Source organism: Croceibacterium sp. TMG7-5b_MA50 (assembly GCF_039830145.1).
In the GTDB taxonomy this organism is placed as follows: Bacteria; Pseudomonadota; Alphaproteobacteria; order Sphingomonadales; family Sphingomonadaceae; genus Croceibacterium.
The window spans coordinates 867,670-887,959 of record NZ_CP156082.1 but is presented as its reverse complement, the minus strand read 5'-3'; the positions used below and the strand labels follow the sequence as shown (position 1 = coordinate 887,959).

The following is a 20,290-nucleotide window of genomic DNA, read 5'->3' as shown; positions in this document are numbered from 1 at the left end:
ACGCCCCTCCACCATTCGCTTCGCGAACGGTCCCCTCCCCATCATGGATGGGGAGGAAGATGGCGTCAGCGGGTCGGGTAGTTGGGCGCTTCGCGGGTGATGGCGACGTCGTGGACATGGCTTTCGGAGAGGCCCGCATTGGTGATGCGGATGAAGCGCGCGCGCTCCTTCAAATCGGCGATGCTGGCGCTGCCGGTGTAGCCCATCGCCGCCTTGATCCCGCCGACGAGCTGGTGGACCACGTCGCGCGCCGGGCCCTTGTACGGCACCTGCCCCTCGATCCCCTCAGGCACCAGCTTCATCTGGTCCTTGATGTCCTGCTGGAAATAGCGGTCAGCACTGCCGCGGGCCATGGCGCCGACACTGCCCATGCCACGATACGCCTTGTAGGCACGGCCCTGGTACAGGAACGTCTCACCCGGCGCTTCCTCCGTTCCGGCGAGCAGCGAGCCGACCATCACAGCACTAGCACCGGCGGCAAGCGCCTTGGCCGCATCGCCACTGGTACGCAGGCCACCATCGGCGATCACCGGCACGTCGCCCGCTGCCTGCGCGCTTTCCATGACGGCAGTCAGCTGCGGGACGCCGACGCCCGCCACGATGCGGGTGGTGCAGATGGAGCCCGGCCCGATGCCGACCTTCACCGCATCTGCGCCGGCACCGACCAGCGCCTTCGTCGCCTCCGCCGTGGCGACGTTGCCGGCGATGACCTGCACCGAATTGCTCAGCTTCTTGACCCGTTCGACCGCCTTGGCGACCTCCCGGTTGTGGCCGTGCGCGGTGTCGATGATGATGACGTCGCATTCGGCATCGACCAGCGCCTCCGTCCGCTCGAACCCCTTGTCGCCGACGGTAGTGGCCGCGGCAACGCGCAGGCGGCCGCCCGCATCCTTGGTCGCATCGGGGTGCAGCACCGCCTTCTCGATGTCCTTGACGGTGATGAGGCCGATGCAGCGATAGCTCTCGTCCACCACCAGCAGCTTCTCGATCCGGCGCTGGTGCAGCAGGCGGCGTGCCTCGTCCGAACTGACGCCCTCGCGCACGGTGGCGAGGTTGTCGCGCGTCATCAACTCCTCCACCGGCTGCGCCGGGTTGTCGGCGAAGCGGACGTCGCGGTGGGTCAGGATACCGCGCAAGTGCCCGGAGCCGTCCGTCACCGGGATGCCGCTAATGCGGTTTGCCTGCATGATCGCCTGCGCCTCCCCCAAGGTGGCGTCGGGGCGGATGGTGATCGGGTTCACGACCATGCCGCTTTCGAACCGCTTGACCCGGCGGACGGCATCGCACTGCTCCTCCACCGTCAGGTTGCGGTGGAGCACGCCGATCCCGCCGAGCTGAGCCATGACGATCGCCATCTCGCTCTCTGTCACGGTGTCCATCGCGGCGGACAGGATAGGGATGTTGAGCCCGATGCCGCGCGTCAGCCGCGTGCGGGTGTTCGCCTGACTGGGCAAGATATCGCTTTCGGCCGGCCTCAGCAGGACGTCGTCAAAGGTCAGGCCGGTTTCGATTTCCATGGGTGCCACTTGCCTCAAGCTGCGCGTCGATTCGTGGCGGTCCATGTAACGACGGGCCGTGGCCGGGGCTAGAGGGGGCGCGGCACGGGATCGCCGCGACCCTTCGTCAATCCCCGCCTTCCTGCATGGACACGGCGACAAGCACCGCGGTGGACAGGAGAATGCCGGAGACCAGACCGCCGATCGCCAGAATGCCGCGGGACGTCAGCCTCACGTCAACCTCCAGCCCGACATGCCGGCCAAGCCGGAGTGACACCCGGCCGCTCTGGCGAGCCGGATCGTCCGGCAGGGTGTCGGCCACGGACCCTACTCGACCGTCCACCCGCCATCGACGGTGTAGTTCGCACCGTTGATGTTGCGCGCCTCCTCCCGACACAGGAACAGGGCGATGGCGGCGATCTCCTCCGGCTGGACGAACTGCTTTGTCGGCTGCTGTTTCAGCAGCACATCATTGATGACCTGATCGCGGGTCAGGCCGCGGCTCTTCATCGTGTCGGGGATCTGGTTCTCCACCAGCGGCGTCCAGACATAGCCGGGGCTGATGCAATTGGTGGTGATGCCATCCTGCGCCAGTTCCAGCGCCAGCACCTTGGTCAGCCCCGCGATCCCGTGCTTCGCCGCGACATAGGCGCTCTTGAACGGGCTGGCGACCAACGAGTGCGCGCTGGCGGTGGCGATGATCCGGCCCCAGCCCGCCTGTTTCATGTGCGGAATGGCGAGGCGCGACGTGTGGAATGCGGCCGACAGGTTCAGCGCGATGATCTGGTCCCACTTGGCGGGCGGGAAGTCCTGCACCGGAGACACGTGCTGCATGCCCGCATTGTTGACCAGGATGTCCACCGCGCCCGCGCCGGCCATCAGCTTTTCAACGCCGTCAGTGGTGGTCAGGTCCTCGTTCACGTATTCGGCGCCGCCGAGTTCCTCCTGCAACTTTGCGATGGCATCCGCATCGCCGAAACCGTTGAGGATGACCTTGGCCCCTTCCCCCGCCAGTGCGCGCGCGATGGCAAGGCCGATGCCCGAGGTCGATCCGGTGACGAGTGCGCGCTTGCCCGAAAGGAACATTCCTTGCCTCCTGCTGGTTGACGGCCTGACGAAAGCAATGAAGCGTGGCTGAGGCAAGGGGGTTCCGTGCGGCTCAATCCTTTCAACCCTGACAGCATCCAGGTTCGCCGTGGTGGCGGAGGCGGCTTCCCCGGCGGTGGCGGTGGGCAACTGGGCTGCGGCGCGATCGTCATCGCGCTGATCGGCGCGGTAGTGTTCGGGATTGATCCGGGGCAGATGCTGGCGGGCATGCAGGGCGCCGGCGTGCAGCAGCAGGCTGGGCCCGGCAGCATCCAGGGCGGGGGCGAGAGCGCGTCGCAGATCTGCGACGACAACCCTTACGCAACGGAGGCGTGCAACGCCCTCGCCTCGCTGAACCAGACGTGGCAGCCGCTGTTCCAGCAGGCGAACGTCCCATTCCAGCAGCCGACACTGGTGTTCTACCAGGGGGGCACCCGCTCCGGCTGCGGCAGCGCGACCTCCGATGCGGGGCCGTTCTACTGCCCGGCCGACCAGGGCATCTACATCGACACCAGCTTCTACGACCTGATGCAGCAGCAGATGGGCGCAGGCGGCGATTTCGCGCGCTATTACGTGATGGCGCACGAATATGGCCACCACGTGCAGACCCTGACCGGCATCTCCGGCCAGATCCGCAGCGCGCAGCAGCAGCGGCCGCAGATGGCCAACCAGTTGCAGGTGCTGATGGAGTTGCAGGCCGATTGCTATGCCGGGGTGTGGGCGGGGCGGAACCGCAACCTGATCGAACCCGGCGACTTCGAAGAAGGGATGACCGCCGCCAGCGCGATCGGCGATGACACGCTGATGCGCAATGCAGGTCAAAGGGTTAACCCTGAAAGCTTCACACATGGTTCAAGTCAGCAGCGTATGCAGGCGCTGCGATTGGGGCTAGAGACAGGTGATGACAGGCAGTGTGACCGGATTGTCGAGGCGGGCTAGCACGCTGGCCGTGATGTTGTGCGCGGCAGTGGCCGTTCCGGCGCATGCGCAAGAGATCGTCACGGACGAGGACGTGGATGCCCGCGACGTGGCGCTCCTGCCGCTGGCGGACCTGAACCTTGCACGGGACGAGATCCCGGCGGTGCTGGTCCGGGCCAAGGCGCGTCCCTATGCCAATGACGGGCTCAGCTATTGCGGCGCCGTCCGCTCCGAGATCGGCGATCTCGACGCCGTGTTGGGCGAGGATTTCGACATGCCCGGCGTGAAGCCGGCCGGCGGGATCGAGGTCGGCCGCATGGCCCGCAGCGTCGTAAGCATGCTGATCCCCTACCGCGGCGTGATCCGCGAAGTATCGGGCGCCGCCGCGCACGAGAAGCTGTTCAAGGAGGCGATCGTCGCCGGCATGATGCGGCGCGCCTACCTGAAGGGCCTGGGGGAGGCGATGGGCTGCCCGTACCCAACGCGTCCCGCCCCGCCGGAAGTCGTCGCGATGTCGATCCTGCAGCGCGAACCGGACTCCTACGCCAACCGCGCTATCCCGGGCGAACAGACCAACGGCACGGAAGTCCCGGTGGAGACGATCGGCGAACCCCGCGTCACGTCGGAGGCAAGCGGCGACCGCGCACCCTGACATGCAGCCGAGGGCTGGCAAGAGGGCGCGTCGTCGGGGCAGAGTGCAACCATGCTGAAGCGATTCGCCATTCCCCTCGCCCTCCTTGCCAACCCGATCGCGGCGCAGGACCTGCCCGCTTCTGCGCCAGCGACCGTGCCTGAACTGACGGAGGTGGTGCTGCAGACCACCATGGGCCCGATCACCGTGGCGCTGGAGACGGAGCGTGCGCCCGTCACCGCCAATAATTTCTTGGCCTATGTCGATGGCAAGAAGCTGGACGGTACCGTGTTCTACCGCGCCATGCGGCTGGACTGGGGCGATCAGCCCAGCGGGCTGATCCAGGGCGGGACCCAGAACGATCCCAAGCGCATCCTGCCGCCGATTGCGCATGAACGGACCAGCGACACCGGCGTACTGCACACCGAAGGCGCGATCAGCATGGCGCGGATGGAGCCGGGCAGCGCGACCGGCGACTTCTCCATCACCGTCAGCCCGCAGCCAGGCTTGGACGCCGATCCAGCCAGCACCGACGCGGACCTGCGCGAAGGATACGCCGCCTTCGGCCACGTCACCGCCGGAATGGACGTGGTGCGCGCGATCTTCCATGCGCCGGTCGATCCGGACAAGGGCGAAGGCTGGATGAAGGGGCAAATGCTGGCGGAGCCGGTGCGGATCGTCACCGCGCGGCGGGTGGAGCCGGCAACCCCGTAACAAGAAAGGGTGGCCCTGCGGAAGCCGGGCCGCCCCTTCTGTAGCGTCAGTGATCGCGGCGGATCAGTAGACCCGCTTCTTCGGCTTGATGTAGCTGACATCGTCGGTCAGCGTGTATTCGTGCACCGGGCGGTAATCGATGCGCACATCGCCGCCCTTGCCGCCCCAGCCATCGAACCAGGCGATGGTGTGCTTCATCCATTCGCCGTCGTTGCGATCCGGGAAGTCCTCGTGCGCATGCGCGCCGCGGCTTTCCTTGCGGTTGGCCGCCGAATGCATCGTCACCGCCGCCTGCGAGATCAAGTTGTCCAGTTCCAGCGTCTCGATCAGGTCGCTGTTCCAGATCAGCGAGCGGTCGGTCACCGACACGTCGTTCATCCGGCCATAGATCTCGGTCAGCTTGACCTTGCCTTCCTGCATCAGCTCGTCCGTGCGGAACACGGCGGCATGGGCAGACATCGCCCGCTGCATGTCGGTGCGGATCGCCGCCGTCGGGCTGCCGCCGCTGGCATGGCGGAAATGGTCGAGGCGGGTCAGCGCCATGTCCGCGCTGTCCTTCGCCAACTCGTCCTGCGCCGCACCCGGCTTGACGATCTCCTTCAGCCGGTGGCCGGTGGCCCGACCGAACACGACCAGGTCGATCAGCGAGTTGGAGCCGAGGCGATTGGCGCCGTGGACGGAGACGCACGCCGCCTCACCCACCGCAAACAGGCCGGGGACGACCGTATCCGGGTTGCCGTCGGCCCCGCGGGTCACGACTTCGCCATGATAGTTCGTGGGGATGCCGCCCATATTGTAGTGGACGGTCGGCACCACCGGCAGCGGCTGCCGCGTCAGGTCCACGCCCGCGAAGATCTTGCCGCTTTCCGTGATGCCTGGCAGCCGTTCCGCCAGCACCGCGGGGTCGATGTGGTCGAGATGCAGGAAGATGTGGTCGTTGTTCGGCCCGACACCACGCCCCTCGCGGATCTCCAACGCCATGGAGCGGGAGACGACGTCGCGGCTCGCCAGGTCCTTCGCACTGGGGGCGTAGCGTTCCATGAACCGCTCGCCTTCGCTGTTGGTGAGGTACCCGCCCTCGCCCCGCGCACCTTCGGTGATGAGCACGCCCGCGCCGTAGATGCCGGTCGGGTGGAACTGCACGAATTCCATGTCCTGCAACGGCAGCCCGGCGCGCAGCACCATGCCGCCGCCATCGCCGGTGCAGGTGTGGGCGCTGGTGGCGGTGTAGTAGCACCGGCCGTAACCACCCGTAGCCAGCACCACGGCCTGCGCGCGGAAGCGGTGGATCGTGCCGTCATCCAGGCACATCGCGATCACGCCGACGCACTTGCCGCCCTGCATGATGAGATCGATGGCGAAATATTCGATGAAGAAGTCGGCGTCGTACTTCAGGCTTTGCTGGTAGAGCGCGTGCAGCATGGCGTGGCCGGTACGGTCCGCCGCGGCGCAGGTGCGCTGCACCGGCGGGCCTTCGCCCATGTTCTGCATGTGTCCGCCGAACGGCCGCTGATAGATCGTACCATCCTTGTTGCGGCTGAACGGTACACCAGCGTGCTCCAGCTCGTACACGGCGTGCGGCGCCTCGCGCACCATGTATTCGATCGCGTCCTGGTCGCCCAGCCAATCCGACCCCTTCACGGTGTCGTACATGTGCCAGGTCCAGTGGTCGGGCGAATTGTTGCCCAGCGATGCGGCGATGCCGCCCTGCGCGGCCACGGTATGGCTGCGCGTCGGGAATACCTTGGTGATGCAGGCGGTCTTCAGGCCGGCTTCCGCGCTGCCCATGGTGGCACGCAGGCCCGACCCGCCGGCGCCGACGACCACCACGTCATAGACATGATCGACGATGTTATAGGCGCTTGCCAGGTTGCTCTTCTGCCCCTGCTGTCCGCCGGTCGGCACGTCGCCGGTATTGGGTGCTACGTTCTCGGCCATCATGCCACTCCGAATGCGATACGGGCCACGGAGACGAGGCCGAAGGCGGCGCCGCCGAACACGGCCAGGTTCATCAGCATCAACGCGGCGAACTTGTTGCCGGCGGTGTGGAAGTAATCCTCCGCCACGACCTGCAGCCCCAGCCGCGCGTGCCAGAAGGTGTTGACCATGATGAGGCTCAGCGCGGTGGCGACCACCGGGTTGCCGATCCATCCGGTCAGCGTCTGGTAGCCGAAGTTCGGCAACAGCACGAAGGAGATCACCAGGAAGCCGATCAGCAGCAGGTTGCCGACCGCCGTGAAGCGCTGCAGCAGCCAGTGGTGGACGCCATGATGCGCGGAGCCGAGGCCCCGCACGCGTCCCAGGGAGGTTCCCTTTGCCATTATGTCCCCGAAATCTAGAGCAGGACGATGGCGGCCCAGAAGACCACCGTCAGGATGATACCACTGGCGACCGTTGCCAGCGCGAAGCGCTTGTTCGTGGTGAGTTCGTAACCCGCGCCAACGTCCAGAACGAAGTGCCGCAGGCCGCTGCTCATGTGGTTAAAGAACGCCCAGCTGAGGCCCACCAGCACGACCATGCCGGGGATGGAGCCGGCCACGGTCTGGAACGTGGCATACGCTTCCGGTCCGCTGGCGAGCGAACCCAGCCACAACAGCAGCACGGGCAGGCCGACGAACGCCAGACCGCTGCCCGACACGCGATGCAGGATGGAGGTCAGCATGTGCGGCCCCCATTTCCAGATCTGCAGATGGGGCGAAAGCGGACGGTTTGCCATGTGAACTATACCGTTTGAGTGTGCAGTTGCGAACCCCCTTAGCGGATCGGCCCGGCAGGGCAAGGCGTCGCTTGGCCACGACGGGCCGATCGCGTAAGGCGCCGGCCATGGACCAGCCAGTCATCCTCGTCACCGGGGCCAGCCGGGGCATCGGCGCCCGGATCGTGGCCCAATTGCGCACCCGTGGCGCCTTCGTCATCGGCCAGGCGACGACGGCGGGCGAGGACGTGATCGCCGCCGATTTCTGCGAACCCGGCGCCCCCACCTTGCTGTGGCAGGAGGCGATGGACCGCGCCGGCGGCCGGATCGACGCGCTGATCAACAATGCCGGCCTGTTCGCCGCCAATCCGCTGGACGGCAGCGACATCGCCTGGCTGGACGGGTGGGAGGATACGCTGCGGATCAACCTCACCGCCGCGGCCCAGCTCAGCCGGTTCGCCGTGCGGCATTGGCAGGACCGGCCGGCCCTAGAGGGCGCCGTTGCCGGGCGCATCGTCCATGTCGCCAGCCGCGCGGGCCATCGCGGGGACAGCCCCGCGCACTGGCACTATGCGGCGGCGAAGGGCGGCATGCTGGCGCTGCACAAGACGATTGCGCGCGCCTATGCCGCGCAGGGCATTCTGTCCTTCGCCATCGCCCCCGGCTTCACCGATACCGCGATGGCGGGCGACTACCTCGCCAGCCGAGGCGGACCCGGGCTGCTGGCCGATATCCCGCTGGGCCGTGTGGCTCTGCCGGAGGAGATCGCCACCATTGCCACCTTCTGCGCGCTGGACGCACCCGCCAGCATGACCGGCACCACCATCGACGCCAATGGAGCAAGCTATGTCCGCTAGGTTCGCCTTCCTGCTCGCCCCCATCCTGCTGGCGGGCTGTGCCAGCACCGGGAACGCGCAGGAGGCGGCAGAACACGATCGGGGCGAAGCGTGGGCTGCGCGTTGCACGGACGAGGACGAATGGGATCGTCCCGGCCCACCGTTCCAGGTATTCGGCAATACCTGGTTCGTCGGGACCTGCGGCATCACCGCCCTGCTCGTCACCGGCGAGGACGGGCATGTGCTGATCGACGGGGGCACGCAGACCAGCGCCGCGCTGATCGCTGCGAACGTGGATGCGCTGGGCTTCAAGCTGTCCGACGTGAAGCTGCTGCTCGCCAGCCACGAACATCACGACCATGTCGGCGGCACTGCGGAATTGCAGCGGCTGACAGGTGCGCGCCTGCTGTCGAGTGCAGAGGCCGCGCCGGTGATGGCGAGCGGCACGGCTGACCCGGCCGACCCGCAATATGCCATCGCGGACAACTTCCCGGCGATCCGGGTGGATGGGACGGTCACGCCCGGACAGCCGGTGCGCCTGGGCGCACTCGCGCTGACCCCGGTCGCGACACCTGGCCACACGCTCGGCGCGCTGACCTGGCGTTGGCAGTCATGCGAAGGGGAGACCTGCCGGACCATCGTCTATGCCGACAGCCTGACCCCGATCAGCGCCGATGGCTACCGCTTCACCGCCGCGCCCGATCTGGTCGCCGCCATGCGGCGCGGGCTGGACGAGCTTGCCGCCCTGCCCTGCGATATCCTGCTGACGCCGCACCCCGTCGCCAGCAGCATGGACACCCGCCTGACGGCGGGTGATCTCGCCGGCGAAGGGCAGTGCCGCGCATATGCCGCGCTGAAGCGCCGCCAGCTTGACGAACGGCTGGCGCGTGAGGCCGCCGGGACTGAACCATGAGCTGGAAACTGCTGGCCCATGCCCCCCGTCATCGCGTGCGGCAGGCCCTGTTGGCGCATGAGAGGCTGGAGGAGACCGGCGACTGGGACAGCGACATGGTGCTGACCGGCAGCGAGGTGGCGGAAGACCGGCCGGACGACTGGCAGCTCGACGCCTATCTGCCGCGCAAGCCGCGCGCCGCCGATCGCAAGCTGCTGGCCACCCTGTTCGGGGCGGACGCGCCGCGGATCGTGGCGGAGGAACTGCCTGAAACCGACTGGGTCAGCGAAACGCAGAAGAGCGTGACGCCGATCCGCGCCGGGCGCTTCCACGTCCATACACCCGACTACCCGGTGGATGATACGCCCGGCATAGTCGACTTCATCATCCCCGCATCGCAGGCCTTCGGCACCGGCCAGCATGCCACGACCGCCGGCTGCCTCGCCATGCTGGACACGATGCGGCGGCGCGGTGTGCGGGTGCGGGACTGCGCCGACATCGGTACGGGCACCGGCCTGCTGGCCTTCGCCGCACTGGCGCTGTGGCCCCGCGCCTACGCCACCGCCAGCGACATCGATGCCGTGTGCGAGAGCGTGGTGACGGAGAATTGCCGGCTGAACGGCGTGGCGGAAGGGACGGGGCGCGGCGCATTGGCGATGATTACGGCGCCCGGCACCGATCATCCGCTGATCCATGCCCGCGCCCCTTACGACCTCCTGATGGCGAACATCCTGGCCGGTCCGCTAATGGAACTGGCCGGCGACTTCGCCGCGCTGGTCGCACCTCGGGGGCATCTGCTGCTGGCGGGCCTGCTGACGACGCAGGAGCCGGCGGTGCGCGCCGCCTATCGCATCGCCGGGTTCCGGCTGGCGGGGCGGCTGGTGAATAGCGACTGGTCGATCCTGTGGCTCAGGCGCCGGTGGCAACCCGCCTGATCCGCGGCGCACGGCTGGCCGCGCTGGCGCTGGCAGCCCTCGTGCTGCTGTTCGCGCTGGCAGGTGGCATCGGCAGCTCCATCCCGCGCAACGCGGAGTGGCGGGAGCCGGCGGATGGCGTGACCATCATGGTGGAGACGAACGGCGTCCACACGGCGCTGGTGCTGCCGCTGGTGACGCCGCAGGCCGACTGGCGGCGCGTCTTCCCGGTGCAGCATGTCGCCGCCGCCGGGCTGCCCTACACCCACCTGTCGATCAGCTGGGGGGAGCGGGAGGTGTTCCTCAACACGCCGACCTGGTGGGACCTGAGGCCGGGCACCGTGGCGCGGATTGTCGGGCTGGGCGGCGACGGGTTGCTGCATGTGGCACATTATGTACGCCCCACCCCTTCATCCCGGCTGCGCGAGATCGTGCTGCGGCCCGACGAATATGCCCGCCTGGTCCACGCCATCAGCCGCAGCCTGCCGGCGGCGGGTGCAGGCCACTATCCGGGCTACGGCAGGCAGGACGTGTTCTACGACGCGCCGGGGCACTACACATTGCGCAACACCTGCAACCAGTGGACCAGCGACATGCTGGCGGCAGCGGGGGTGAGGACGGGCTGGTGGACCCCATTCGCCGGCGGAGTGATGAAGTGGGTGGCCGCGCCGGAAAATGTCGATCGGAGAGTCACTTACGCCGGAAGTTGACACTAAGTTGACACCTCCCACGACCCGGTAAGCAGGTCTGCGATCACCGGCTGACGCAGCCTGAGCGCAATGGCAGATGCGCGCTGTGTAGGACAGCACCGGCGGGTGTGCGGCGGAGGGGTCTGCACCGCCCATTCAGCGCGGCGCAAGCGCGCGCGATGCAGGCAGCGCCCATGCGCCTTATTGCACTGCCAATGATTACCCTTGCCGGGTGTACTGCCACCCTGCCGCCGCCGGAGGGCGAGCGGCATCTGCCGGTGGCGTCAATCGGGCAGCGGATCGGAGTAGACGGTCCGCAACTTACTCCACTGGAGGTGCTGGAGGACAGCCGCTGTCCGGCAGGCGAGCAATGCGTGTGGGCCGGGCGCGTCCGCATCCGTGTGGCGGTGCATCTGGGTGCAGGCGACCGGATGGTCGAACTGGAGCAAGGGAAACCCGTGCCGGTCGCCGACGGCGCGCTGGAGCTGGTGCAGGTGACACCTGCGAAAACGGCGGAGGCGATCGCCCCCGCCGCTTACCGGTTCAGCTTTCGCTTCGACGGCGGGATCTAGGCGGCGACCTTCTCCACGCTGGCGCAGTGGATCGCGGTGATCGCCTCGTCCAGGGTGGCGTCGAATTCCTCATCGCTCTGGCCGGCGCGCAGCTCTTCCAGCAGAGCGCGGCTGAAGCTGGCGATCATGCCTTCGTTCTTCGCCAGTTCGGCGCAGGCATCGGTGCGGTTGAAGCCGCCGGACAGGGCGACGACCTTCAGCACCTTGGGATGGCGGACCAGCGCATCATAGGTGCCGGCCACTGCGGGGATCGACAGCTTCAGCATGACCTGCTGGCCATCGGGCAGCCGGTCCAGATGCTTCAGGATCTCGTCGCGCAACAGCGCCTCGCCCTCGGCCCGGTCGGTCGCCTTGATCGAATATTCCGGCTCCAGGATCGGCATCATGCCGTGGCTGATGACCTGTGCGCCGATCTCGAACTGCTGCGCCACGACCGCGGCGATGCCTTCCGGATTGGCCGAGTTGATCACCGACCGCTCCTTCGTGCCGAACACGCCCAGACCGCTGGCGCGGGTCAGAAGCGCATCCAGCGTCGGCATCGGCTTCATCAACTGAACGCCGTTGACCTCGTCCTCCAGCCCCTTGTCGATCTTGATGAAGGGCACCACCCCCTTTCCGATCAGGGCGGCGGGCACCGGCTTGCCGTTGGTCTCGCCATCCATGGTGCGTTCGAACAGGATGGCGCCGATCACGCGGTCGCCGTTGAAGCTGGGCGCCTGGATGATGCGGCAGCGCATCTCGTGGATCTTGCCGAACATCGCCTCGTCACCATCATATTCGTGGTCTTCCACGCCATAGGCGCGCAGCGCCTTGGGCGTGGAGCCGCCGCTCTGGTCGAGGGCGGCGATGAAGCCCTTCCCGCCGGCGATTTTGGCGGTCATTTCATCCTTGGTCATGCGCATTGCCCCCTGAGTTCTTCCGTGTGCCGCGTGCGGCCTTGTTGATGCTGTAGCGTCAGCGCGAGAGCGCGGCAACGCCGGGCAGCTCGCGTCCTTCCATCCATTCCAGGAACGCGCCGCCGGCGGTAGATACATAGGTGAAGTCGCCCGCGACGCCCGCATGGTTCAGCGCCGCGACCGTGTCGCCGCCGCCCGCCACCGACACAAGCGAACCTTCCGTGCCGAGCGCGGCAGCGGTACGGGCGAGCGCAACGGTGGCGGCATCGAACGGCTGGGTCTCGAACGCCCCCATCGGGCCGTTCCATACCAGCGTGCGGCAGGTCTTCAGCACATCCGCCAGGCGATCGGTCGCCTGCGGCCCCACGTCCAGGATCATCTCGTCGGCGGCGACCTCGTGCACGTTGCAGGTGCGCAAGCTGGGCGGATTGGCGGCGAATTCCTTGGCGACGACGACGTCATACGGCAGATGCACGGTGCAGCCCGAACGATCGGCGGCGTCCATGATCGCGTCGGCCTGGCCGGTCAGGTCATGTTCGCACAGCGACTTGCCGACATCCACCCCGCGCGCAGCGAGGAACGTGTTGGCCATGCCACCGCCGATGATGAGGTGCTGCACGCGGCCCACCAGGTGTTCCAGCACGGCGAGCTTGGTCGACACCTTCGCCCCGCCGACGACCGCGGCCACCGGCTGTTCGGGCGAGCCGAGCGCCTTGTCCAGCGCCTCCAGCTCCGCCTGCATCGATCGGCCGGCGAAGGACGGCAGCAGGTGCGCCAGCCCTTCGGTGCTGGCATGCGCGCGGTGCGCGGCGGAGAAGGCATCGTTGACGTAGAAGTCGCCATTGGCGGCGATGGCGCGGGCGAATTCGGGATCGTTCGCCTCCTCGCCCGGCCAGAACCGGGTGTTTTCCAGCAGGCCGATGTCGCCCGGACGGAAGATGCCGATTGTCTGCTGCACCACGGGGCCGGCAACCTCCGGCACGAACATGACCTCGCGCCCCAGAACGTCGGCGAGCGCGCCCTGGATGAGGCTGGTGGACATGGTGGAATTACGTTCGCCCTTCGGCCGGCCGAAATGCGCCAGCAGCAGCACCTTGGCACCGGCGTCGGCGAGTTCCAGGATGGTGGGGGCGACAGCGCGGGCGCGGGTCAGGTCGGTGACGACGCCATCCGCCATCGGCATGTTCAGGTCGACGCGGACGAGAGCGACCTTGCCCGTCACGTCACCAAGATCGTCCAGGGTCTTGAACTGGCTCATTCCTCGATCCTCACTTCGTCGCCCACGGCGATATCGCCATCATCCAGCACCTCCGCCAGGAAGCCGCCGCGCCAGTCGGGCGTCAGCGCAGCCTTCAGGCCGGGGGCGATCTCCTCCATGCGGCTGCACGGATCGCATTCCATGGTGACGCGCAAGCGACAGCTCGCCCCGATGCGCAGCACGATACGTTCCTGCCGCGGCAGGCGGATACCCTTTAGCAGCAAATTGGCGCGGCGGTGCCACCACTGGTGCTCCACGTCGCCCAGATCGTGCAGCGCAGCCGCCCAGCTCTCCGCCTCGATCAGGGAGACCTGTCGCTTGAAGACGTTCTTCTGCGCGGCAAGGCCGCCGCGAAAATCACCGGCGATGCCGGTAGCGCGGCTGACGTGCACATGGCTGATGCCATGCTCGATCGGGCCGCGGGGCCGCGCGTGCCGCGCGATCCCCGCCAGCCGGCCTTCTCCCTGGCCGGCCGCAACCCACCCGCTCAGAGCAGGCCCGCCATCACACCGGCGGTGTCGATCATGCGGTTGGAGAAGCCCCATTCATTGTCGTACCACGACAGCACGCGCGCCAGCTTGCTCTCCAGCACGGTGGTCTCCAGGCTGTCGACGGTGGACGAGGCCGGATAGTGGTTGAAGTCCGAGGAGACGAGCGGCTGATCGGTGTAGTCGAGCACGCCCTTCATCGGTCCGTCGGCGGCAGCCTTCAGCGCGGCGTTGATCTCCTCCACCGACACTTCGCGGCCGGGTACGAACACCAGGTCCACGACGGACACATTGGGCGTCGGCACGCGGATGGAGGACCCGTCCAGCTTGCCCTTCAGCTCCGGCAGCACCAGACCAACGGCGCGGGCGGCGCCCGTGGTGGTCGGGATCATGTTGGTGGCGCCGGCGCGGGCGCGGCGCAGATCCTTGTGGATCTGGTCCAGCATGCGCTGGTCGTTGGTGTAGGAGTGGATCGTGGTCATGAAACCACGTTCAATCCCGAAGCCGTCGTTCAGCACCTTGGCCAGCGGCGCAAGGCAGTTGGTGGTGCAGCTGGCGTTCGACACGATGATGTCGCCCGCGGTCAGCTTGTCGTGGTTCACACCGTACACGATGGTCGCCGATACACCGGTCGCCGGAGCGGAGATCAGGACGCGCTTCGCACCAGCATCGAGGTGGGGCTTCGCCGCATCGTGCGACTGGAAGAAACCGGTGCATTCCAGCACGATGTCCACGCCCATCGCCTTGTGCGGCAGCTTGGCGGGATCGCGTTCCTTGGTGACGGCGATGTCCTTGCCGTTGATCTGGATGGAATCGCCGTCGCTGGTGACCGTACCGGGGAAGCGGCCATGCGTGCTGTCATGCGCGAACAGCAGCGCGTTGTCCTTGGGTTCCGCCAGGTCGTTGATGGCGACCAGTTCCAGATCGTGGTCGTCACGCTCCATGATGGCGCGGGCGACCAGGCGGCCGATCCGCCCGAAACCGTTGATCGAAACCTTGGTCGCCATACTCATCGTCTCCTGTGTGTCAGCCAAGCTTGGCCGTGATCTGCGGCACGATCGCGTCGGCAGTGAAGCCGAAGCGCGCGAAAAGGTCTTCCGCCGGGCCGGAGGCACCGAAACGGTCGAGACCGATATTGAGGCCGTCGAGGCCGGTGAAACGTTCCCACCCGAAGGTCGTGCCCGCCTCGATCGAGACGCGCAGCACGCCTGCATCGCCGAGCAGACCGGCGCGATATTCGGCGGGCTGTTCCATGAACAATTCGGCGCACGGCATCGACACGACGTCGGCACCGATGCCCTGCTGTTCAAGGGCGGTCTGCACCTCCAGCGCCAGGCCCACTTCCGAGCCGGTGGCGATGAGGACCACCCGCTTGTCGGCAGCGGCCCCCTTCAGCAGGTAGGCGCCTTTCGCGCAGAGATTCTCCGACGCGTCGAAGCGGACCGCGGCAAGGTTCTGCCGGGTCAGCGCCAGCACCGTCGGGCGGTTCGCCTCGCCCAGCGCCAGCTCCCAGCATTCGGCCGTTTCCAGCGTATCTGCAGGGCGCATCACCAGCAAGTCGGGGATGACGCGCAGGGCGGCGAGATGCTCCACCGGCTGGTGGGTCGGGCCGTCCTCGCCCAGGCCGATGCTGTCATGCGTCAGCACATAGATGGCGCGGACCTGCTGCAGCGCGGACAGGCGGATCGCGGGGCGGGCATAGTCGGAGAACACCAGGAAGGTGCCGCCGTAGGGGATGATGCCGCCGTGCAGCGCCATGCCGTTCATCGCCGCGGCCATGCCGAATTCGCGGATGCCGTAATTGACATACCGGCCGGAATAATCGGTCGCGGAAAGCGACTGGGTGCTGGGCGTCTTGGTGTTGTTGGAGCCGGTGAGGTCGGCCGAGCCGCCGACCAGTGCGGGCACCGCCTGCGTCAGCACGGACAGCGCCGCCTCGCTCGCCTTGCGGCTGGCCATCTTGGGCTTCTCCGCGGCGACCTGCGCCTTGTAGGCGGCCCAGTCGGCGAGGTCAGGCAGTTCGCCATGCATGCGGGCGGACAATTCCGAACCGCGCGCGTGACCCTGCAGCCGGGTGTGCCAGTCGGCATGGACCTGCTTGCCGCGCTCACCGGTGGCGCGCCAGTCGGCGGCGATTTCCGCCGGGATCTCGAACGGGGCGGACGTCCAGCCCAGCGTTTCCCGCACCAGGGCGACTTCCTTGTCGCCGAGCGGGCTGCCGTGGGTCTTGGAGGTGCCCTGCAGGTTTGGCGCGCCCTTGCCGATCACGGTGCGGCAGGCGATCAGGCTGGGGCGATCATCGGCCAGCGCCGCATCGATCGCGGACCGGATCGCGGCCGGATCGTGGCCGTTGCAGGCCGCGACGTGCCAGCCGGCGGCGGTGTAGCGCGCGGCCACATCCTCGCTGGTGGACAGGTCCGTGCTGCCATCGATGGTGATGCGGTTGTCATCCCATAGGACGATCATGCGGCCGAGCTTCAGGTGACCGGCAAGGCCGATCGCCTCGTGATTGATGCCTTCCATCAGGCACCCGTCGCCCGCGATCACCCAGGTGCGGTGATCGACCAGATCGTCACCATATTCGGCATTGAGGTGACGTTCGGCGATCGCCATGCCGACCGCCATGGCGAGCCCCTGCCCCAGCGGGCCGGTCGTCGCCTCAACCGCGGGGATCAGGAAGTTCTCCGGATGGCCGGCGCAGACGCTGCCGAGCTGGCGGAAGTTGCGGATGTCATCCATCGTCGGCTGCTCGTACCCGGACAGGTGCAGCAGCGCGTAGATCAGCATGGAGCCGTGGCCGGCCGATAGCACGAAGCGGTCACGATCGGGCCATTGCGGCTGGGCAGGATCGAACTTCAGGTAATCCGACCACAGCACCGTTGCGACATCGGCCATGCCCATCGGCATGCCCGGATGCCCGGAATTGGCGGCCTGCACCCCGTCCATCGAAAGAGCGCGCACGGCGTTGGCCATCGCGGAGAAGCGGGCAGGATCGTGGGTCAAGCTATGCTCCCATACATCAGCCGCACCGATGAAGCGGGCATGATTCGAGGTCTTGTGCCCCCCTTGCGAACCCCGCCACGCCGCGTCAAGCGCGCGGCCCGGCCCAATCCCAGAACGGCTCGCAGCAGCGGCATGCAAGATTTTGCCTTCGCTGGCGAAACTGATTACGCAGCCGCCGATGCAGCAGGAACGGATCAGGGCGGCGATGGAGCGGATCGGCATGGCGGCGGAGCGGATCGCCGCACGTGGCCCAGGCGATCGGGATCTGGCGGCGCGTCACGCAAGCTTGCGGCAGGAGGCGGAAGGCGCGCTGGCCGAACTGGATCGCCTGATCGCCGGGCTGGAAGGCTGACCCGGCCATGAGCAATGTCGACGTGACCATCGGCGGCCGCGCCTACACCCTCGCCTGCGCGCCGGGCGAGGAGGCGCATCTGCAGGATCTGGGGCGGTTCATCGACGAACGGCTGCAAGGGGTGCCGGGCGTGTCCGGCCAATCCGAAGTGCGGCGGCTGCTATATGCAGCATTGCTGCTGGCCGACGAGTTGCACGAGGCGCGCGAGCAACTGGCCACGGCGCGCGGTGATGATGGCGACAGCGACATCGCCGAAGCGCTGGAGGCACTGGCCGATCGCATGGAAGCGCTGGCAGACACGCACGGGGCTTGAGCCGGGCGCGTCCCATCCCTAGATTGGTGGTGGCGGGACTGCCCGGCACGAGCTGCATGAAAATCCCTGAGGCTATAAGCAATCCTTGGGTGCTGTCCCTGCCCGGCCTGCGGGTTCGTCCCGGAGGTCGGTGCACATGGTGCCCACCTGACGTCGAGGCGTCAGAGGATTTCCCGGCAAACGACCCATGGTGGTTCCGCCACACCATCCGCCCGGCGCCCGGGCTTCTTGCCAAGGGGGCCCCGTGGCCGAGATCATCGAGGAAAAGCGCCTGCTGCGCGAGCGGCTGCGCAAGGCGCGGGTCGAGCATGCGGCGACCCTACCGCGGGAAGTCAGCGCGCTGGTGTTCAACCGCCCGCCGCGCGCCGTCACGGATCTGGTGCCCGACGGCGCCACGATCGGGCTCTACCGCGCCATGGACGGCGAGGCGCGCACGGCCGGATACCTGCGCCACTTCTTCGAGGCCGGGCATCCGGTCGCCCTCCCCTTCGTGAAGCGGGACGCGGGCATGACCTTCCACCTGCACACCGATCCATACGAGGAGAGCGACCTGCAGCCGGGCCCGATGGGCCTGCTGCAGCCCGACCCGGCGACCCCGGTCGTAACGCCGGAGGTGCTGTTCGTGCCGCTGGTCGGCTTCACCGCCACTGGCGAGAGGTTGGGACAGGGTGCGGGATATTATGATCGGTACCTGGCGGAACATCCCGGCGTCATCGCCATCGGCATGGCGTGGGACGTGCAAGAGGTGCCGAGCCTGCCGATCGCCGTCCATGACATGCCTCTAACCGCGATCGTCACGCCCACGCGGCTGCTGGGGCCGTTCTGATGCGGGAGCGGCCGACCCTGCGCATTCCGCTGGGCGTGCTGCTGCTGCTGGCGGGACTGGCGCTGTATGCCGGGCTGGTGGTGCAACTGACGCCATGGATCGGCACGCTGCCGGTCTGGCTGCAGGCGGTGGTATACCTGTTCCTGGGAGTCGCCTGGCTGCTGCCCTTGCGACGCTTCCTGATCTGGATGGAAACCGGCCGCTGGGGATGACCGAACCGCGCTGAGCGCCACCGGAGCTATGAAAGCCCCAAGTGGCGCGAGTGACGGGGCTCGAACCCGCGACCTCCGGCGTGACAGGCCGGCGCTCTAACCAACTGAGCTACACCCGCTTACAGGCCGTGGCCCGCTTGGGAGACGCGCCTCTACGGGCGGTGCCGCCCCCTGTCAACGCCCGAAAACACCTGTGGAAAAAACCTTTGTTCCTGCCGTGGCTCAACCCGCCAGCAGGCGGGCCGGCGTCTCCAGCAAAGCGCGCAGGGCCTGCAGGAACAATGCCGCATCCTGGCCATCGACCACCCGGTGGTCGCAGGACAGCGACAGGCTGACGAACTTGCGCTTGGCCACCCGCTCCCCACCAAGCCCGTCGGCCACGAAGGCAGGACGCTCCACAATACGGCCGGGCGCCAGGATGGCGACCTCCGGACGGTTGATGACCGGCGTGGCGGCAATCCCGCCAAGCGGCCCAAGCGAGCTGATGGTGAAGGTGGAGCCGGACAGTTCGGCACGCGCCGCAGTACCGTCGCGCGCAGCGGCCGACAGGCGGGTGATCTCGCCCGCAAGCTGCCACAGCGTCTGTCCCTGCGCGTCGCGGACTACCGGTACGATCAGCCCGGCCGGCGTCGCCGTGGCCACCCCCATGTGAACAGCGCCGTGGCGCGTGACGGAGCCGCCCTCGTCATCATAATGGGCGTTTAGTGCGCGATGATCGGCCAGAGCGCGACAGGTGGCAGCGATCAGCAAGGGCAGCAGGGTCAGGCGCGGCCGATCCGCCGGCCCACTATTCAGCTGCGCTCGCGCCTCCTCCAGCGCCGTCACATCCGCCTCGTCCACCAGCGTGAAATGAGGGATGTGTCGCTTGGACGCGCTCATCGCCTCAGCGATGCGACGGCGGAGGCCGATGACGGGCACGGTCTCGTCCGCCGGAACACCGGCGGGCGCGCTATAACCGGGCGTGTAGGTCAGGAAGGCGTCCAGATCTGCGTGGCGCACGCGGTCGCCTGCCGCGGGGCGCACCTGGGCGAGGTCGATGCCGAGCGTGCGTGCGCGGTCCCTCACGGCGGGGCTGGCGAGGATGCGGGTACCCGTTGGCGGATCGGATCGAGCCGGTGCAGGTGCGGGTGATGCCAGCGGTGCCGTGGGCTGCTGCTCTGCGACCGGGTCAGCGGCCGGTTTCGAAGCTGGTGCAGGAGCTGGCGTAGGGGCTGGTGTCGGGGCTGCTACCGGCCCGGCCTGCTCGCTCTCCGTCTCCAGCACCACCAGCGCGGTGCCGATGGCGATCACATCCCCTTCCTGGCCGGCGATCTCCAGCACGCGGCCGGCGACAGGCGTCTCCATCTCCACGGTGGCCTTGTCGGTCATCAGGTCGGCGACGGGCGAGTCCTCCGCCACCCAGTCACCCACGGCGACGTGCCAGCGCACGATTTCCGCCTCTGCGATGCCCTCGCCGATATCGGGCAGGTTGAAACTGTAACGGGCCATGTGCCCCTCCC

At 67.7% G+C, this 20,290-nt stretch carries 24 protein-coding genes and 1 tRNA gene; 12 read left to right on the top strand and 13 right to left on the bottom strand.

Features of this window, described 5'->3' with window-relative positions; genetic code table 11:
• Positions 1–65: 65 nt before the first annotated feature.
• The 3 genes from guaB to V5740_RS04405 form a co-directional block, all read right to left on the bottom strand.
• On the bottom strand, positions 66–1,517 hold the full coding sequence (guaB, locus tag V5740_RS04415) for an IMP dehydrogenase (protein WP_347303869.1): 1,452 nt from the start codon (positions 1,515–1,517) through the stop codon (positions 66–68).
• Between the two features lie 106 nt (positions 1,518–1,623).
• Entirely contained in the window at positions 1,624–1,818 is a 195-nt protein-coding gene (locus tag V5740_RS04410) for a hypothetical protein (RefSeq protein ID WP_347303868.1), read from the bottom strand.
• A 5-nt stretch (positions 1,819–1,823) separates the two neighbouring features.
• Positions 1,824–2,582, bottom strand: a complete 759-nt coding sequence (locus tag V5740_RS04405; RefSeq protein ID WP_347303867.1) for a 3-hydroxybutyrate dehydrogenase — start codon at positions 2,580–2,582, stop codon at positions 1,824–1,826.
• Positions 2,583–2,648: 66 nt separating this feature from the next.
• On the opposite strand from V5740_RS04405, the gene V5740_RS04400 reads away from it, so the two are divergent.
• From V5740_RS04400 to V5740_RS04390, 3 genes are read left to right on the top strand one after another with little or no spacing between them, the layout of a single operon-like run.
• Positions 2,649–3,521 (top strand): neutral zinc metallopeptidase, encoded by an 873-nt coding sequence (locus V5740_RS04400; RefSeq protein WP_347303866.1) that lies wholly within the window; start codon positions 2,649–2,651, stop codon positions 3,519–3,521.
• 10 nt (positions 3,522–3,531) lie between these two features.
• Positions 3,532–4,152 (top strand): hypothetical protein, encoded by a 621-nt coding sequence (locus V5740_RS04395; RefSeq protein WP_347303865.1) that lies wholly within the window; start codon positions 3,532–3,534, stop codon positions 4,150–4,152.
• Between the two features lie 51 nt (positions 4,153–4,203).
• A complete protein-coding gene (locus V5740_RS04390; RefSeq protein WP_347303864.1) occupies positions 4,204–4,845 on the top strand; it encodes a peptidylprolyl isomerase in 642 nt (213 codons plus the stop codon).
• 63 nt (positions 4,846–4,908) lie between these two features.
• Here the strand turns inward: V5740_RS04390 and sdhA are convergent, their stop codons facing one another.
• The 3 genes from sdhA to sdhC form a co-directional block, all read right to left on the bottom strand.
• Positions 4,909–6,714 (bottom strand): succinate dehydrogenase flavoprotein subunit, encoded by a 1,806-nt coding sequence (sdhA, locus tag V5740_RS04385; protein WP_347304440.1) that lies wholly within the window; start codon positions 6,712–6,714, stop codon positions 4,909–4,911.
• 68 nt (positions 6,715–6,782) lie between these two features.
• A complete protein-coding gene (gene sdhD, locus V5740_RS04380) occupies positions 6,783–7,166 on the bottom strand; it encodes a succinate dehydrogenase, hydrophobic membrane anchor protein (RefSeq protein ID WP_347303863.1) in 384 nt (127 codons plus the stop codon).
• A gap of 14 nt (positions 7,167–7,180) precedes the next feature.
• Positions 7,181–7,507, bottom strand: coding sequence for a succinate dehydrogenase, cytochrome b556 subunit (gene sdhC, locus V5740_RS04375; RefSeq protein WP_347303862.1), 327 nt, complete (start codon positions 7,505–7,507; stop codon positions 7,181–7,183).
• Between the two features lie 161 nt (positions 7,508–7,668).
• Between sdhC and V5740_RS04370 the strand changes: the two genes are divergently transcribed.
• The 5 genes from V5740_RS04370 to V5740_RS04350 all read left to right on the top strand — a co-directional run bounded on the left by V5740_RS04370 (position 7,669) and on the right by V5740_RS04350 (position 11,443).
• On the top strand, positions 7,669–8,397 hold the full coding sequence (locus V5740_RS04370) for an SDR family oxidoreductase (RefSeq protein WP_347303861.1): 729 nt from the start codon (positions 7,669–7,671) through the stop codon (positions 8,395–8,397).
• Positions 8,387–9,289: a subclass B3 metallo-beta-lactamase gene (gene bla / locus V5740_RS04365; RefSeq protein ID WP_347303860.1), complete on the top strand. Its 903-nt coding sequence runs from the start codon at positions 8,387–8,389 to the stop codon at positions 9,287–9,289. The genes V5740_RS04370 and bla overlap by 11 nt, the downstream gene beginning before the upstream one ends.
• Positions 9,286–10,203: a 50S ribosomal protein L11 methyltransferase gene (locus V5740_RS04360; protein WP_347303859.1), complete on the top strand. Its 918-nt coding sequence runs from the start codon at positions 9,286–9,288 to the stop codon at positions 10,201–10,203. The genes bla and V5740_RS04360 overlap by 4 nt, the downstream gene beginning before the upstream one ends.
• On the top strand, positions 10,188–10,892 hold the full coding sequence (locus V5740_RS04355; protein ID WP_347303858.1) for a DUF2459 domain-containing protein: 705 nt from the start codon (positions 10,188–10,190) through the stop codon (positions 10,890–10,892). The genes V5740_RS04360 and V5740_RS04355 overlap by 16 nt, the downstream gene beginning before the upstream one ends.
• Before the next feature lie 194 nt (positions 10,893–11,086).
• Positions 11,087–11,443, top strand: a complete 357-nt coding sequence (locus V5740_RS04350; RefSeq protein WP_347303857.1) for a hypothetical protein — start codon at positions 11,087–11,089, stop codon at positions 11,441–11,443.
• On the opposite strand, the gene V5740_RS04345 is transcribed toward V5740_RS04350, so the two are convergent.
• The 5 genes from V5740_RS04345 to tkt all read right to left on the bottom strand — a co-directional run bounded on the left by V5740_RS04345 (position 11,440) and on the right by tkt (position 17,058).
• A complete protein-coding gene (locus V5740_RS04345) occupies positions 11,440–12,339 on the bottom strand; it encodes a fructose bisphosphate aldolase (RefSeq protein ID WP_347303856.1) in 900 nt (299 codons plus the stop codon). The genes V5740_RS04350 and V5740_RS04345 overlap by 4 nt on opposite strands.
• 58 nt (positions 12,340–12,397) lie before the next feature.
• Positions 12,398–13,597, bottom strand: coding sequence for a phosphoglycerate kinase (locus V5740_RS04340; RefSeq protein WP_347303855.1), 1,200 nt, complete (start codon positions 13,595–13,597; stop codon positions 12,398–12,400).
• Entirely contained in the window at positions 13,594–13,989 is a 396-nt protein-coding gene (locus tag V5740_RS04335) for an MOSC domain-containing protein (protein ID WP_347303854.1), read from the bottom strand. Before V5740_RS04335 ends, V5740_RS04340 begins: the two co-directional genes overlap by 4 nt.
• A gap of 95 nt (positions 13,990–14,084) precedes the next feature.
• On the bottom strand, positions 14,085–15,092 hold the full coding sequence (gene gap / locus V5740_RS04330; protein ID WP_347303853.1) for a type I glyceraldehyde-3-phosphate dehydrogenase: 1,008 nt from the start codon (positions 15,090–15,092) through the stop codon (positions 14,085–14,087).
• Positions 15,093–15,111: 19 nt separating this feature from the next.
• Positions 15,112–17,058 carry a transketolase gene (tkt, locus tag V5740_RS04325; RefSeq protein ID WP_347304439.1) on the bottom strand — a complete coding sequence of 649 codons (1,947 nt, stop codon included), beginning with the start codon at positions 17,056–17,058 and terminating at the stop codon, positions 15,112–15,114.
• Positions 17,059–17,266: 208 nt separating this feature from the next.
• Between tkt and V5740_RS04320 the strand changes: the two genes are divergently transcribed.
• From V5740_RS04320 to V5740_RS04305, 4 genes are all read left to right on the top strand, one after another.
• Positions 17,267–17,440 carry a hypothetical protein gene (locus V5740_RS04320; RefSeq protein ID WP_347303852.1) on the top strand — a complete coding sequence of 58 codons (174 nt, stop codon included), beginning with the start codon at positions 17,267–17,269 and terminating at the stop codon, positions 17,438–17,440.
• A gap of 7 nt (positions 17,441–17,447) precedes the next feature.
• Positions 17,448–17,753 (top strand): cell division protein ZapA, encoded by a 306-nt coding sequence (locus V5740_RS04315; protein ID WP_347303851.1) that lies wholly within the window; start codon positions 17,448–17,450, stop codon positions 17,751–17,753.
• A 244-nt stretch (positions 17,754–17,997) separates the two neighbouring features.
• Entirely contained in the window at positions 17,998–18,579 is a 582-nt protein-coding gene (locus tag V5740_RS04310; RefSeq protein ID WP_347303850.1) for a 5-formyltetrahydrofolate cyclo-ligase, read from the top strand.
• Entirely contained in the window at positions 18,579–18,791 is a 213-nt protein-coding gene (locus V5740_RS04305; protein WP_347303849.1) for a DUF2842 domain-containing protein, read from the top strand. The genes V5740_RS04310 and V5740_RS04305 overlap by 1 nt, the downstream gene beginning before the upstream one ends.
• A 42-nt stretch (positions 18,792–18,833) precedes the next feature.
• On the opposite strand, the gene V5740_RS04300 is transcribed toward V5740_RS04305, so the two are convergent.
• Positions 18,834–18,910, bottom strand: a tRNA-Asp gene (locus V5740_RS04300).
• 103 nt (positions 18,911–19,013) lie between these two features.
• A complete protein-coding gene (locus tag V5740_RS04295) occupies positions 19,014–20,279 on the bottom strand; it encodes a dihydrolipoamide acetyltransferase family protein (protein ID WP_347303848.1) in 1,266 nt (421 codons plus the stop codon).
• Positions 20,280–20,290 lie beyond the last annotated feature (11 nt).

What these genes read in the sequence shown, in the direction of transcription:
- V5740_RS04360 (WP_347303859.1), top strand. Translation starts at nt 9,286, where the DNA reads ATGAGCTGGAAACTGCTGGCCCATGCCCCCCGTCATCGCGTGCGGCAG.
- V5740_RS04295 (WP_347303848.1), bottom strand. Translation starts at nt 20,279, where the DNA reads ATGGCCCGTTACAGTTTCAACCTGCCCGATATCGGCGAGGGCATCGCA.
- bla (WP_347303860.1), top strand. Translation starts at nt 8,387, where the DNA reads ATGTCCGCTAGGTTCGCCTTCCTGCTCGCCCCCATCCTGCTGGCGGGC.
- V5740_RS04405 (WP_347303867.1), bottom strand. Translation starts at nt 2,582, where the DNA reads ATGTTCCTTTCGGGCAAGCGCGCACTCGTCACCGGATCGACCTCGGGC.
- sdhD (WP_347303863.1), bottom strand. Translation starts at nt 7,166, where the DNA reads ATGGCAAAGGGAACCTCCCTGGGACGCGTGCGGGGCCTCGGCTCCGCG.
- gap (WP_347303853.1), bottom strand. Translation starts at nt 15,092, where the DNA reads ATGGCGACCAAGGTTTCGATCAACGGTTTCGGGCGGATCGGCCGCCTG.
- V5740_RS04350 (WP_347303857.1), top strand. Translation starts at nt 11,087, where the DNA reads ATGATTACCCTTGCCGGGTGTACTGCCACCCTGCCGCCGCCGGAGGGC.
- V5740_RS04370 (WP_347303861.1), top strand. Translation starts at nt 7,669, where the DNA reads ATGGACCAGCCAGTCATCCTCGTCACCGGGGCCAGCCGGGGCATCGGC.
- V5740_RS04345 (WP_347303856.1), bottom strand. Translation starts at nt 12,339, where the DNA reads ATGACCAAGGATGAAATGACCGCCAAAATCGCCGGCGGGAAGGGCTTC.
- V5740_RS04305 (WP_347303849.1), top strand. Translation starts at nt 18,579, where the DNA reads ATGCGGGAGCGGCCGACCCTGCGCATTCCGCTGGGCGTGCTGCTGCTG.
- V5740_RS04315 (WP_347303851.1), top strand. Translation starts at nt 17,448, where the DNA reads ATGAGCAATGTCGACGTGACCATCGGCGGCCGCGCCTACACCCTCGCC.
- tkt (WP_347304439.1), bottom strand. Translation starts at nt 17,058, where the DNA reads ATGGCCAACGCCGTGCGCGCTCTTTCGATGGACGGGGTGCAGGCCGCC.
- V5740_RS04320 (WP_347303852.1), top strand. Translation starts at nt 17,267, where the DNA reads ATGCAGCAGGAACGGATCAGGGCGGCGATGGAGCGGATCGGCATGGCG.
- sdhC (WP_347303862.1), bottom strand. Translation starts at nt 7,507, where the DNA reads ATGCTGACCTCCATCCTGCATCGCGTGTCGGGCAGCGGTCTGGCGTTC.
- V5740_RS04390 (WP_347303864.1), top strand. Translation starts at nt 4,204, where the DNA reads ATGCTGAAGCGATTCGCCATTCCCCTCGCCCTCCTTGCCAACCCGATC.
- V5740_RS04340 (WP_347303855.1), bottom strand. Translation starts at nt 13,597, where the DNA reads ATGAGCCAGTTCAAGACCCTGGACGATCTTGGTGACGTGACGGGCAAG.
- guaB (WP_347303869.1), bottom strand. Translation starts at nt 1,517, where the DNA reads ATGGAAATCGAAACCGGCCTGACCTTTGACGACGTCCTGCTGAGGCCG.